This is a genomic window from Mucilaginibacter sp. Bleaf8 (genome assembly GCF_018390515.1).
Classification (GTDB): Bacteria; Bacteroidota; Bacteroidia; order Sphingobacteriales; family Sphingobacteriaceae; genus Mucilaginibacter.
In genome coordinates, this window is record NZ_JAHBBK010000001.1 from 188,448 (window position 1) to 201,430 (window position 12,983).

Genomic DNA, 12,983 nt, shown 5'->3' on the forward strand with positions numbered 1-12,983 from the left:
ATATTAGTAACGGGCTTATAAGCGCACATCGATCACTTGTTTTCAGTGAAAGTTAAATTTGCAATTATAGAATATGTTCATATGTTTGTACATAATAGATGTGAATATCATAGCCCCTTAATAGAAGCTAAAATGCTATATCTAATCATTACCACGCGTCTACTTTAACCAATTATGAATAACAACATCAGCGATTTCCAGCAGGCATTAACGCTCAACTCTGGAGTGAGGAAGAGTTCGCAGTTTTTGATGCCGGCCCAAGCAGCAGGCATACCGGATACTGACAATACGTATAATGTCTACCCGGCTGCCTCCTTAGGGTCAGGAAAAATCTTCAATGGATTCGGATCCCTAGCCAGATACATCATCGAACAAAAAACGGTTTTGATAGATGGTTATGCAGGCGTACTTTGGGATAGGATTCAAAAAGGCTTGCAACAGTGCTTCGAAGAAGCAGGACTAAGTGTAAACTGGATAGAGACAGCCGGTCTGCTGAAACCTTCGGAACAGATAGATACACTCGTTGCGCCTTTTTTAGGCGAATATACTTCTGTATGGGGAACCAAGACCACTTTGGCGTTAGCCGACCTGTTTAAGCCTAAACTGACCGCACAAACTGCCGACGAAAGCTGCGATATCAATATCATCATAGGCACAGGTGCTGCTTTATCCGGCTGGCCCGCACCGGTCATTTATTTCGATATGCCCAAGAATGAGATACAGTTTCGAATGCGGGCCGGCAGCATCACCAATCTGGGCGCTGCAGCGCCGGCAGAACCCTTCCAGATGTATAAGCGGTTTTACTTTGTGGATTGGGTAATGCTCAACAACTACAAAAAAGCGCTTTTGGATAAAATCGCAATCATGGCCGATGGTCAATGGCCGGATACTGTTAACTGGATGCATAAAGCAGATCTGGCTGCTGGTTTGCACCAGTTAAGCACATCCGTGCTGCGCGTGCGGCCGTGGTTTGAACCGGGCGCCTGGGGCGGGCAGTGGATGAAAAAGCACATCAAGAACCTGAACACCGATGTGGTAAACCTGGCCTGGTCATTCGAGCTGATTGTACCCGAGAATGGCCTGGTTTTCGAGAGTGACGGGAACCTGCTGGAAATATCTTTCGATACGATCATGTTCAGCAACGGCATCGATATATTAGGTAAGCACGCCGATCGCTTCGGTGATGAATTTCCCATCCGTTTCGACTTTCTGGATACGGTTAAGGGCGGCAACCTGTCCATACAATGCCACCCAAGGCTACAATACATACAGGAAAACTTCGGCGAAACGATTACGCAGGACGAAACCTATTACATTCTGGATTGCGAGGACGAGGCAAGCGTTTACCTGGGTTTTCAGGACAGTATTGACCCTGATGAATTCAAAGCGGTACTGGAGGAAAGCCAGGCATCACGCAAAGCCATAGACATCGAACAATATGTACAGGTTCATGCTGCCAAAAAGCATGACTTGTTTTTGATACCTAACGGTACGGTACACAGCGCAGGCGCTGGCAACCTGGTATTGGAGATAAGTGCCACACCTTACATCTTCACGTTTAAGATGTACGATTGGGTGCGCCTGGATCTGGATGGTAACCCGCGCCCGATCAATATAGAACATGCGTTCAACAACCTCGACTTTAACCGCAAGGGCGGGCAGGTGCAGAAAGAACTGATCTCGATGCCTCAGGTAATCGATAGCAGAGCAGATTACCAGCTGGTTCACCTACCTACCCATGCTGACCATTTTTATGATGTACACCGCATCGAGTTTGACAACACCACAGTAGTTGAGACAGCCAACGTATGCCACGTACTGATGCTGGTAGAAGGAGAGGCCATTATGCTGCAAACAGCAGATGGTACCAAACAGCGCTTTGCCTACGCAGAAACATTTGTTATACCCGCTGCTGCCGGTTCCTACAGTTTAACTAACCTGGGCCACGCCCGTGCAAAAGTGATTAAAGCCTTTTTAAAATAACCAATATGGCAGATGCAACAAACGGCACTGAATTGAAAAAGAGCAGCCTGTACCTGTATATGGTTTGCCTGGTAGCCGCCCTGGGCGGGTTTTTGTTCGGGTTTGATACAGCGGTGATCTCGGGTACGGTTAGTCTGGTTAAGCACGACTTTGCGTTGAATGCCGTAAGTGAAGGTTGGTTTGTAAGCTGTGCCTTACTGGGCTGTATTGTGGGCGTAGCTTTCTCGGGCAAGTTAAGCGACAAGTACGGGCGCAAAATCGTGCTCATCTTGTCGGCTGTGCTGTTCTTGGCATCGGCACTGGGTTGTATGTGGTCTGGCTCGTTCAACGTGCTGATCATTTTCCGCCTGGTTGGCGGTTTGGGAATTGGCGTTGCCTCCATGGTCTCCCCATTATACATATCCGAGTTCTCCCCGGCCCGGTACCGGGGGATGATGGTATCGCTTTATCAACTTGCTTTGACGATAGGCATCGTTCTGGCCTACTTCTCCAATGCCTGGCTGGCAAATCATGCTGCTGATAACCATGATGCAGGCAGTGCGCAGCTCATCTTATCTGCCCAGGTATGGCGTGCTATGCTGGGCTTAGGCGCCTTGCCGGCGGCTGTATTCCTGGTATCCCTGTTTTTGGTACCCGAATCGCCAAGGTGGTTGTTGTTAAAAGGCGAGGAGCAAAGAGCGAAACTGATTCTGACCAGGATAGACGGGCCATTGGCCGCTACGCAGGAAGTGGAAGCTTTTAAGGCACAAGCTGATAATGATGACACCTCCCTGAAAGAACTGTTTAAACCGGTGTACCGGAAAGCATTATGGATAGGTTTGCTGCTGCCGTTTTTATCACAGGTATGCGGTATTAATGCCGTGATCTATTACGGCCCGCGCATATTAGAGCAGGCGGGCTTTACCTTAAATAGTGCCTTGGGCGGACAGGTAACCATCGGTTTGGTGAACGTCGTATTCACCTTCGTAGCCATTTTTACGGTAGACAAGTGGGGGCGCAAGCCATTGCTTTTTTTAGGTGTGGGCGGCGCTGTGGTGTCCCTGGTGGTCATCGGTGCCTTGTTTTCGCTTGGCATTACCTCCGGCCCGTGGATACTGATAGCCATACTGGCCTTTATTTCCTGCTTTGCTTTTTCATTCGGCCCGGTTTGCTGGGTGGTGGTTGGCGAGATCTTCCCCAACGCAATTCGCGGTAAAGCGATGGCACTGGCAACCTTATCCTTATGGGTAGGCAACTTTTTAGTAGGTCAGCTAACGCCGGTGATGTTGGAAGGGGTTGGCGCCTCCTGGACGTTCTGGCTGTTTGCAATCTGCTGCTCGCCGGCTTTGTGGCTCACCTGGAAACTTATCCCCGAAACCAAAGGCCGCTCACTCGAAGAAATAGAAAACTACTGGAAGCAGAACTACCAAGCCTAAATGTTATAATATTCGAAATGTATTTAAACAGTCGCAATTCATTATTTGCTGATATATTGCGGCGCAAACTATCTATTATGAGAATTAAATTTAAGACCTGTATTGTTTTGCTGGCAGGTTTGCTTGCTACAAACAATCTGTCAGCACAAAACCAAAACGTATTAAAATATGTAAACCCCAATATTGGAACAGCACATAGCCGGTGGTTTTTTTACACGCCTGCTGCCGTTCCCTATGGTATGGCTAAACTTGCCCCGTCTACCAATGGGCACTATGGCAATAAGCAGGGTTGGGAGGCTATTGGTTATGATACCCGTCATAATTCTATTGAAGGCTTTGTTCATTTTCATGAATGGCAGGTGGGCGGCGTTAGTATAATGCCGGCAACAGGCGAATTGAAGGTAAAGCCCGGTGATCTGGAGAACCCGGACGGCGGTTACCGCTCCCGCTTTGACCGTAAAAACGAAACAGCTGAACCAGGATATTACAAAGTACTATTGGATGATTACCATATCACGGCTGAATTAACCGCAACCAAACATGTAGGCTTTCATCGTTATACATTCCCTGAAAACAAGCAGTCGAGGGTAATTCTGGACATTGGAAACGTACAGGGCGAAAGCGGCGATGTTAAGGATGCTAAAGTAAGCATGACTGATGAAACGCATTTTCAGGGCTATGTGATCACCTATCCAAAATATTTAAAAGGCTCTGATCCGGATGGGCAAGTGGCCATGTATTTTTGGGGAGAGATCAGTAAGAAACCCGAAACTGTTGGTGCATTTAATGATGCCGGGATTACGCAAGGGGCTACCGCATCGCAAGGTAAAGGCGCTGGTGTGTTCCTGAATTATAAAACGAATAACCAGGAAGCAATTGAATTAAAGGTTGGTCAGTCTTACACGTCTATTGAAAATGCCAAAGCTAACTTTCAGGCAGAGGCGCGAGGTTTATCGTTTAATCAGGCTAAGCAGCAGGCACAGCAGATATGGCAACGTGAACTGAGCAAGCTTTATGTAGAAGGCAGCAATGAAAGCGATAAGGTGAAGTTTTATACCGGCTTATTTCATGCTTTATTGGGGCGTGGTGTTGCCAGCGATGTAAACGGTACTTACCCTAAGCATGATGGCTCAATTGGCCATCTGCCTGCAGGGCAGGGAAAGTACCACGCCGATTTCATCAATACCGATGCTATTTGGGGCGGTTACTGGAATTTAACCCAATTATGGGCTCTGTCATACCCGCAGCATTACAACAACTTTGTGCAAACCCAATTGCAGGTTTACAATGAGCGCGGATGGTTTGGAGATGGTATTGCCAATAGTAATTTTGTATCGGGCGTAGGAACCAATTTTGTTGGACTGGCCATAGCTGCTGCTTATAACATAGGTATCCGCGATTACAATGTGCAAGAGGCTTATCAAGCAATTAAAGCGAATGAGCTGAACGGTAAAAACCGTAAAACCGGCGCGGGCAAAATGGATGTAGAAGCCTTTGTAAAGTATGGTTACTCGCCATACGTTGACGAGGATAAAGCTGATGCAGAAGGCGCGCATTTCTCGGCCTCCCATACGCTTGAATACAGCTATAGCACTTTTGCTGCTGCTCAAATGGCCAAGGCCTTGGGTAAAACGGCCGACTACCAGCAACTGATTAAATTATCAAACGGCTGGAAACTGTTGTTTGATAAGGAACAGAAACTGATACGCCCTAAGCGTGCAGATGGTACATTCATCGATAAATTTGATCCTTATGAAGCATGGCGCGGATTTCAGGAGGGCAATGCAATTCAATATACTTTCTTTGTTCCTCAAAACCCTAAAGCTTTAATAGCGGCGATCGGTAAGGACGAGTTTAATAAACGACTGGATGATATTTTTGTAACCGCGCAGAAAAACGGATTTGGCGGCGGTAAAGAAATTGATGCTTTTGCCGGTGTAAAATCACTGTATAACCACGGTAATCAGCCTAATTTACATATCAGCTGGCTCTTCAACTTTTCTGGTAAGCCCTGGTTAACCCAAAAATGGAGCCGTGCTATTTGTGACGAATTTTATGGTACCGAAAGCATACATGGGTATGGCTATGGCCAGGATGAGGATCAGGGACAATTGGGATCATGGTATGTAATGGCTGCGCTGGGTTTGTTTGATGTTAAGGGATTTACCGATTTGAAACCCATCGTTGAAATTGGCAGCCCGGTATTTAACAAAGCTACTATACAGCTCGGCAACGGCAAACAACTCGCAATTCAGGCTAAAAATAATTCAGCTAAGAATACCTACATTCAATCGGCTAAGTTTAACGGTAAACCCTTAAATAACTGCTGGTTGTACCGGGATGAACTCATGAAAGGAGGCAAGTTGGAACTGGTAATGGGAAGTAAGCCAAATATCAATTGGGGAACCAAAGTTCCTCCTCCATCTGTGCAGTAATTATGGAAAATGCTTTAGAATTTAAGGATACTATTGCAACCTAAAACTTGATATGGAGAGGCGATTCCAACTGGTTTTCCCATAAAAACGTACAAAGTTAGTGCTCAAAAAAAGAAGCCCCTCAATTCAATGAGGGGCTTCTTTTTTTGAATTTGACAACACTCATATACATTGTAACCTAAACAAGTACTTCTGTTCACCAAGATCGGGATTCTTCTTTGTAAAAGTTTTAATGCATGTCTATGCCTATAGTGCTGATTTGATCCCTGATATTAAACCTCCAGAAAATATTTTGTTCAAACTCATTATAGCGCAACATAGTTGACTACGTGCGTAATTGATATCAACCAAACTTATGCAACGGACTTTTCTAAGATTTTTCGTAATAGGTTCTCTCATAAGCTATTTCTTTGCGTTGCCATGTACTGCTTTGGCACAAACTAATAGTGTCGCACAAATAAGGCATTGGAAAGTAGGTGATACCACACGTGAGGCGATGGTTTACCTACCCGGCACTGCTAAAACGCAGCTTACGCCCGTTATTTTTGTGTTCCATGGGCATGGCGGCAACATGCAGGAAATGCTTAGCCAACATGAATTCGAAAAGCTATGGCCCGAATCTATCATCATTGTACCGCAGGGATTAAATACTCCCGGTAAAATAGTCGATCTAAAGGGGCGCCTAACCGGCTGGCAACAAGGGGCGGGCGATCAGCAAGACCGGGATCTCCACTTTTTTGATGTTATGCTTGCCGACTTACAGGAACAGTATAAAATTGACCGTAACCGTATTTTTGCAACCGGGCATTCAAATGGTGGCAGCTTTGTTTACTTACTTTGGGCCACACGCGGTGAACTGTTGGCCGCCGTGGCTCCATCCGCGGCCGCTGGCACCCAAAGCGTTGGTCAGTTGACGCCGAAACCTGTTTTACAAATTATCGGTACGCAAGACCCATTAGTGAAACCCGGCTGGCAAATGATGACGGTACGCCGACTGCAGCAATTAAATGAATGCCAAATCACAGGACAACCCTACGGTGATTGGGCTACATTTTACTCTTCGGCAGTTGGTGCACCAGTGGTTGTTTATCAACACCCGGGCGGTCATACCTACCCTCGGGAAGCTGATGCGGTAGTTGTGAGATTTTTCAAGAGTATAAAAAGGCCGTAACATTTTTTATCGCATGCATCTGGAGCTTTGATGTAGTTCCTTGTTTTACAACCGTCACTTTTACGACTGCCTTAGACTAAATTTTGATGTGCTGTAAAGTCTATCAAAACTAATTCCCTGTTTTATTGCTTTAATGATATCAACTTGAAAATTATGCAAAGAACAGTCGGATTAGTACTTATTGTGATCGGGGTAATTATGCTTATTTGGACCGGTTTTACTTATACCAAAAAAGAAAAGATAGTTGATGCTGGTCCTATACAAATATCCGCCGATAAAGAGAAATCGGTGAACTGGCCACCTTATGCAGGCGGTATAATGCTGATTGGTGGTGTCGCTTTATTGGCTACGGCTAAGCGCGCTTAAGCAATTACCGGCAGACTATTTAAAAATTAAAGGAGGTTTCCGTGCAATTGGCATTTACTGCTCAATTGGTTTTGCAGATTGTTTCAAAATCAGGGTGCCGATAATACCTGCCATTAAAGAGGCCAGTAAAATACCATATTTCGCTTGCTCAATCATTGCTGCACTATCAAACGCCAGTGCCGAAACAAACAGCGACATGGTAAAACCAATACCTGCTAGCGCTGCAACGCCAAACATATGCCGCCATGTGGCGCTTTGCGGAAAATCGGCCAGGCGCGTTTTTATCATAATCCAGGTAAAAAATAAAACGCCGATAAACTTCCCAATCACTAATCCCGATACCACGCCCAAACTCACCGGGTTTAAAAGTGCCGAGAAAAAGTTGCTGCCAATTACAATACCTGAATTGGCCAGCGCAAACACAGGCATAATTAAAAATGCTACCCAGGGATGCAGCGTATGTTCAATTTTTTGAAGCGGTGTTTGTGCCGCCAAACTTAGTTTTTTAATACGTTCAATGGTTTCATGCTGGCGTGGTGTGGTTAGCGTGCTGCAATTCGGTATCTCTTCTTCAAATTCATAAGAGAGTTCTCGTAATCGGTCAGCATACAGGGTTTCGTTAACTCTGGTACGGGCAGGAATGGTGAATGCCACCAATACACCGGCTATAGTCGCATGTACGCCCGATAGCAGAAAACCTACCCAAACCCCGAAACCTAAAATCAGGTAAAAAGCAGAGTGCCTTATGCCTAATGCATTACCCAGAACAAGAGCCAGTAAAAATATTCCTGCAATTAATAGCGGTTGAGTGTGTAAATCAGCGCTGTAAAAAAAGGCAATTACCAGAACAGCACCCAAATCATCAGCCACCGCAAGGGCTGAAAGGAATACTTTGACGGAGGAAGGTACGTGCTTGCCTGCAATAGATAACAAAGCAAGCGCAAAAGCAATATCCGTAGCCATGGGAATGCCCCAGCCGTGCGCCGCATCACTGCCATGGTTCAGCAACGTATATATTGCAGCGGGTACCAGCATGCCGCCCACCGCTGCAACCATCGGTAGCGCTGCTTTTTTTATCGATGACAACTCGCCCGCCAGGAACTCCCGCTTCAACTCCAGCCCGATAACGAAGAAAAAGACGGCCATAAGTCCGTCGTTGATCCAAAGGTGTAAGGGGTGGTTTAGTACTTCATTGTCGAACCCCAGTGAAAATTTAATTTCCCATAAGTGATGATAGCTATCAGCAAAAGGTGAGTTTACCCACAGAATAGCAATCAGCACACCGGCTAATAACACAACGCCGCTGGTGTATTCCAGTTGGATGAATTTACTTACGGGTTTTATGAGATGATCTATAGGGGATTTGGTCATGGGCAGATTACTAAATAATAAGGCAACGAAGCACTACACTTTAAAACGAAAAGGGAGGATACAAAAATCCATTACCTCTGCTAATCTACAATCAAACAGAAAAAAGTGTTTGTTGTTCAACTTTTACGCGTTCTGTGTATGTCGTTCCCTTTCAACTATTGAGGCACTAAACAGTACCTTACTATTGGTTCCTAAACTGTAAAGTTAACATAATTGTGTTAATTCCGTTCCAAAAGCGGCTTATGTGCCGCCTCATAACAGTAAGCAATAGAGATGCAAATGCGTTATTGTTTATCAACAGCCACCTGATGCCTGCTTTCAATAACAAGGCTGCAAACTCTCAAAAGCTTGGATCAAAGTTGAAATATATTGGATTAGATATGGCAATCATATTATCGCTAAGTGCCGTTGAGCCGGGAACCTGCGGATACGGAGCAGGTGTACCCGTCACTTCAACACGGTAGTAAGTGCGCCCACTAATAGCCGGTGCATCTACAAACCCAATAGCTGGTTTATTCCCGTCTACCTTATAGGTGCCAAATTCACCGCCATTTTTTATCACTTTAATAGTATAAGTATTTCCTGATGGGATGTTTCCACTGAGGTTAATACTAAAATTTACCGCATTGCCGGTAGCCATTGTATTGTCGCCCATCATCATGTCCATTTTTCCATCGCTATTAATGTCGGCATAAAATTCAACGCGTGGTGCATAAGGGTTGGCACTAATTGAAACACGGCCATTGGTTAATGCGTTTATCACGCCCTGCGGTGTCTTCTCCGTAGCATACACCCAGGTAGTGGGTGTGCCAACATAGTTCGTTTTCACCAGCTTGCTGTTGGCTGTTGCCAGTTCAGGTCTGTCAGGCAAACCATGGTGGGCATCACTACCGCCTCTGGCAGTAAGTTTACGGCCCGATGAAAGCATATCATCCCAAATCATCAGTGCACTTTCATTTTTGGCCCATGTGGATGAGTTCCATACTTCCATCGATTCGATCAGGTCATAAGAGTAACCAAAATGATCTTTACCGCTCGGATGGTTGGCCGAAAGGTGGATGTTCAGATTTTTCTTCACTGCACCTATCACCACATCGCGCTGGTCGCGCACATCAAACAAGCGTTGGTGATCATAAGGCTGGGCAGAAAATACGTTGCCATGCCCACGGGTGGTAGTCCATTCGGCACCGTAAAGTAACAGGAGTGAATCTGATTTAAATTCTGGATCGAGCCAGGTATGTTGGGCTACATCACCTTGTACATGGTTATCATGATCGGTAATGCAAATGAAGCCCATGCCTACAGATTTGGCAAAACTGATAATTTTAGCGACAGCGTTATTAGATGATTCCTTGCTGTGACGGGAATGTAAATGCAAATCACCTTTCAGCCAAACGCCACTACTTAACCCGGCAACAGGCGGCAGGGCGGCAGGCTTACCGGTTTCCCAGGGGTTAATGTGATTGCTTTGTCCATAACACAAGCTTGACAGGCAAAGCAGGTAAATGAATGTTAGTAGTTTCATGCAATCAGGATATGAATATTGTATTTGTTTACCGGTGCGGAAAACCAGTTACGAATGCTTATTTATTGCTATTAGCTACCGTTAATTTCTTTAAAACCTTCCCTTTGCGGTTGATAGCTTGCATAAGCAGCTGGTTGGGCGTTATTGAAAAGGTCATGAAACCCTGTATGGGGGCAAAAAAATCCACTGGGCCGCGTGGCTGTAATGATTCATTAGCCTCTGAACCTGCGCCTGAGATAAAGTGGTGGGTGAATTTTTGTGGTGGATGATAATATTGCAAGTGGTGTTCATGCCCCGATATGTAAACGTTCACCTTATATTTTTCGAACAGCGGTTCTAACGTATAGCGCATTTCGGGCTTATTCAATGCACGGTTACCCGCAGTGTACAGCGGGTGATGCCCGATCACAATTTTCCATTTAACCGTAGAACTGGTGTCGGATAATACTTTTTCCAGCCATTGCTTTTGCCTGGTACTGTCTTGGCGTATCAATTCATCGCGGTAAGAACTGTTATAAGAACTGGGTTCAAGCGGGTTGGTGTCTATAAACACAAATAATGCTTCGGCGTTTGTACCTATTCGTTGTTTAAATGAATGGTAACGGGCCGGCATATTCCAGCGGCCGCTTATCTGCGAATAGTCAACTTCGGCTTGCGGATTTTGGTGATAGTCATGATTACCCAGCACCACATACCATGGCCGGTGCAACGGATACTGATAAAACACGTTTTCGAAAGAGAGGTTCCACAAAGGATCATGCACGCTAGCTACGCCATCGGGATATATATTATCACCGGTTGAAATAATAAAACTGGCATTGATACCCGTTACAGCTTTTGCCAGGTTTGCTGCCATATCTTTCTGATAATATTCGCCGCCGCGGCCAAAATCGCCAACCACCGCAAATTCCAAAGCGCCGTCTATGGATTCCTGATTTTTTATATAACCGCCCCGGTATCCTTTTATGTACTCGGCTTTGTAATCTTTGGTCTGCGCAATTAGTTCTGAAGTAAATAGCAGAAAGGTCAACACAATTTGGTATCTACGAAACATACAGTTTATAAATGAGCATTGCCCGGCTACAAGCCAGGCAACGCAATAAGTAATGCAAATTAATAACCAGGATTTTGTACGAGGTTTGGATTTAGCGCTTTTTCGCTGGTTGGCACGGGATAAATACGTTTGTTCACATCTGTATTGGTTTTAAAGCCCCAGGCGTTTTCAAACTTACCAAAACGTATTAAATCGTTACGGCGCCAACCTTCCCAGGCAAACTCACGTGCACGTTCGTTAAGCAACTCATCCAGGGTAATGCCAGAAACCACTGGTGCTTTTGACCTTGTTCTGATTTTGTTAACCAGTACGTCTGCTGTTTGCAGCTCGCCACCCACCGTAGTTGGTGTAGCGCCTCGTAATATTGCTTCTGCTTTCATCATCATCACATCAGCCAGTCGCAAAACAGGCATATCATTGCCTTGATAACGGGTGCTTGGGTTCGAATTTTTATCCGGGTAGAATTTGATGGAGCGTACACCTTTAGCCTTGCCCAATTCATCGTTACCAACATCCATAGTGGCAGGCTTTACCAGCTGCATGTCGGGTGTAAAGTCTAATTGGTAGTTTACAGCAGCGGTACCATCAGCACCGGCGTAAGATGCATCTAAACCTTTTTTAGTGGTTTTGATAATGATTGGCGAGCCGTCATTTTCATATTGTTTGCCGGCCAGCCAGGTATTATTACGCAAATCGCCTGTAATGTTAAACTTCTCATAAAACTCCTTAATAGTACTCATAGCAATACTCGGGCGGAACGGAATGCTGTACTTGTTTTGCACTGCAGTATGCAAGCCGTAACGAGTAAAGTGATTACCCTCGGCCACGTTGGGATCATAAGGAACAGCAAAAATGGTTTCCTTGGTTTGCGGCCCGTTCTCGGGAGCAAAAATGCTCATGTAATCGGCATCGAGCGAGTAGGTGCTTTTAGCTCGGTCAAGCACGCTATCGGCCATGGCTACAGTTTCTGTGTAGCGGGGCTGACCAGTGTAATATTGGGCGTTCAGGTACAATTTTTCGAGAAGGGCAAAAGCCATCCATTTGGTTGGCCGGCCGTAGGTGGTTTGGCCTGCTACGGTGCTCAAGTTAGGTATAGCTTCTTTTAGTTCCTTTTCAATGAAGGCAAATACCTGCGGCCGTTGCGCTGTTTGCGGTGGCGCATTTACCGGGAAAGAAGATATGATTGGCACGTTGCCATACAAATCCATCATAAAATAATAAAACAACGCCCGCATGGCCCGCATTTCGGCAATGGAGGTTTTCTTGCTGTCGCTTTCCGGCGCTTCTTCAAATAATTTGATAATGCGGTTACAGGTGTTGATGCCGCCAAAGCCCCATTCCCAGTTTGATTTTACGTTCGGGTGGTCGGGGTTCCAGGTATGCAGGTGTAAAAAGCGGTACTGGCCGCCATCGTCATAATTGCCGTCTCGTGCCGGTATAATAGCCTCGTCGGTTGATAGCTCTTGCATACGCCAGTAGTCAACCGCATAAATAGAGCGTAACTGCGTATATACGGGTCCTGTTGCCGCCAAAAAGCTGGCCGGACTGGTAGGAAAGTTGGATGGTGTAAGTTGCGATTCAACATTAACATCCAGTTTGGTACAGCTTACTGCAAAAGCGGATAAAAGTGCTGCTGTAATAAATATTTTTTTCATGCTGATTG

General features: G+C 45.6%; 9 protein-coding genes. 5 read left to right on the forward strand and 4 right to left on the reverse strand.

The window, feature by feature from the left end:
• Positions 1–174 precede the first annotated feature (174 nt).
• The 5 genes from KHS38_RS00780 (at position 175) to KHS38_RS00800 (ending at position 7,370) form a co-directional block, all read left to right on the forward strand.
• Entirely contained in the window at positions 175–1,983 is a 1,809-nt protein-coding gene (locus KHS38_RS00780; protein WP_213486089.1) for a class I mannose-6-phosphate isomerase, read from the forward strand.
• A 5-nt stretch (positions 1,984–1,988) separates the two neighbouring features.
• Entirely contained in the window at positions 1,989–3,398 is a 1,410-nt protein-coding gene (locus tag KHS38_RS00785) for a sugar porter family MFS transporter (protein WP_213486101.1), read from the forward strand.
• Positions 3,399–3,475: 77 nt separating this feature from the next.
• Positions 3,476–5,833, forward strand: coding sequence for a GH92 family glycosyl hydrolase (locus KHS38_RS00790; protein WP_213486104.1), 2,358 nt, complete (start codon positions 3,476–3,478; stop codon positions 5,831–5,833).
• 430 nt (positions 5,834–6,263) lie between these two features.
• A complete protein-coding gene (locus KHS38_RS00795; protein ID WP_213486109.1) occupies positions 6,264–7,004 on the forward strand; it encodes a CE1 family esterase in 741 nt (246 codons plus the stop codon).
• Between the two features lie 153 nt (positions 7,005–7,157).
• A complete protein-coding gene (locus KHS38_RS00800) occupies positions 7,158–7,370 on the forward strand; it encodes a hypothetical protein (RefSeq protein ID WP_213486110.1) in 213 nt (70 codons plus the stop codon).
• 54 nt (positions 7,371–7,424) lie between these two features.
• On the opposite strand, the gene nhaA is transcribed toward KHS38_RS00800, so the two are convergent.
• The 4 genes from nhaA to KHS38_RS00820 all read right to left on the reverse strand — a co-directional run bounded on the left by nhaA (position 7,425) and on the right by KHS38_RS00820 (position 12,975).
• Positions 7,425–8,741 carry a Na+/H+ antiporter NhaA gene (gene nhaA, locus KHS38_RS00805; protein WP_213486112.1) on the reverse strand — a complete coding sequence of 439 codons (1,317 nt, stop codon included), beginning with the start codon at positions 8,739–8,741 and terminating at the stop codon, positions 7,425–7,427.
• 340 nt (positions 8,742–9,081) lie between these two features.
• Entirely contained in the window at positions 9,082–10,266 is a 1,185-nt protein-coding gene (locus KHS38_RS00810) for a CehA/McbA family metallohydrolase (protein ID WP_213486114.1), read from the reverse strand.
• A 58-nt stretch (positions 10,267–10,324) separates the two neighbouring features.
• The gene (locus tag KHS38_RS00815) at positions 10,325–11,320 is read right to left on the reverse strand and encodes a metallophosphoesterase (protein WP_213486116.1); all 996 of its coding nucleotides are present in this window, start codon (positions 11,318–11,320) and stop codon (positions 10,325–10,327) included.
• Positions 11,321–11,379: 59 nt separating this feature from the next.
• On the reverse strand, positions 11,380–12,975 hold the full coding sequence (locus tag KHS38_RS00820) for a RagB/SusD family nutrient uptake outer membrane protein (protein ID WP_213486120.1): 1,596 nt from the start codon (positions 12,973–12,975) through the stop codon (positions 11,380–11,382).
• Positions 12,976–12,983: the final 8 nt, after the last annotated feature.

Bases quoted from the DNA above. Each gene is read 5' to 3' on its own strand.
- KHS38_RS00800 (WP_213486110.1), top strand. From the start codon at position 7,158: ATGCAAAGAACAGTCGGATTAGTACTTATTGTGATCGGGGTAATTATG.
- KHS38_RS00815 (WP_213486116.1), bottom strand. From the start codon at position 11,320: ATGTTTCGTAGATACCAAATTGTGTTGACCTTTCTGCTATTTACTTCA.
- KHS38_RS00790 (WP_213486104.1), top strand. From the start codon at position 3,476: ATGAGAATTAAATTTAAGACCTGTATTGTTTTGCTGGCAGGTTTGCTT.
- KHS38_RS00785 (WP_213486101.1), top strand. From the start codon at position 1,989: ATGGCAGATGCAACAAACGGCACTGAATTGAAAAAGAGCAGCCTGTAC.
- KHS38_RS00810 (WP_213486114.1), bottom strand. From the start codon at position 10,266: ATGAAACTACTAACATTCATTTACCTGCTTTGCCTGTCAAGCTTGTGT.
- KHS38_RS00780 (WP_213486089.1), top strand. From the start codon at position 175: ATGAATAACAACATCAGCGATTTCCAGCAGGCATTAACGCTCAACTCT.
- KHS38_RS00820 (WP_213486120.1), bottom strand. From the start codon at position 12,975: ATGAAAAAAATATTTATTACAGCAGCACTTTTATCCGCTTTTGCAGTA.
- nhaA (WP_213486112.1), bottom strand. From the start codon at position 8,741: ATGACCAAATCCCCTATAGATCATCTCATAAAACCCGTAAGTAAATTC.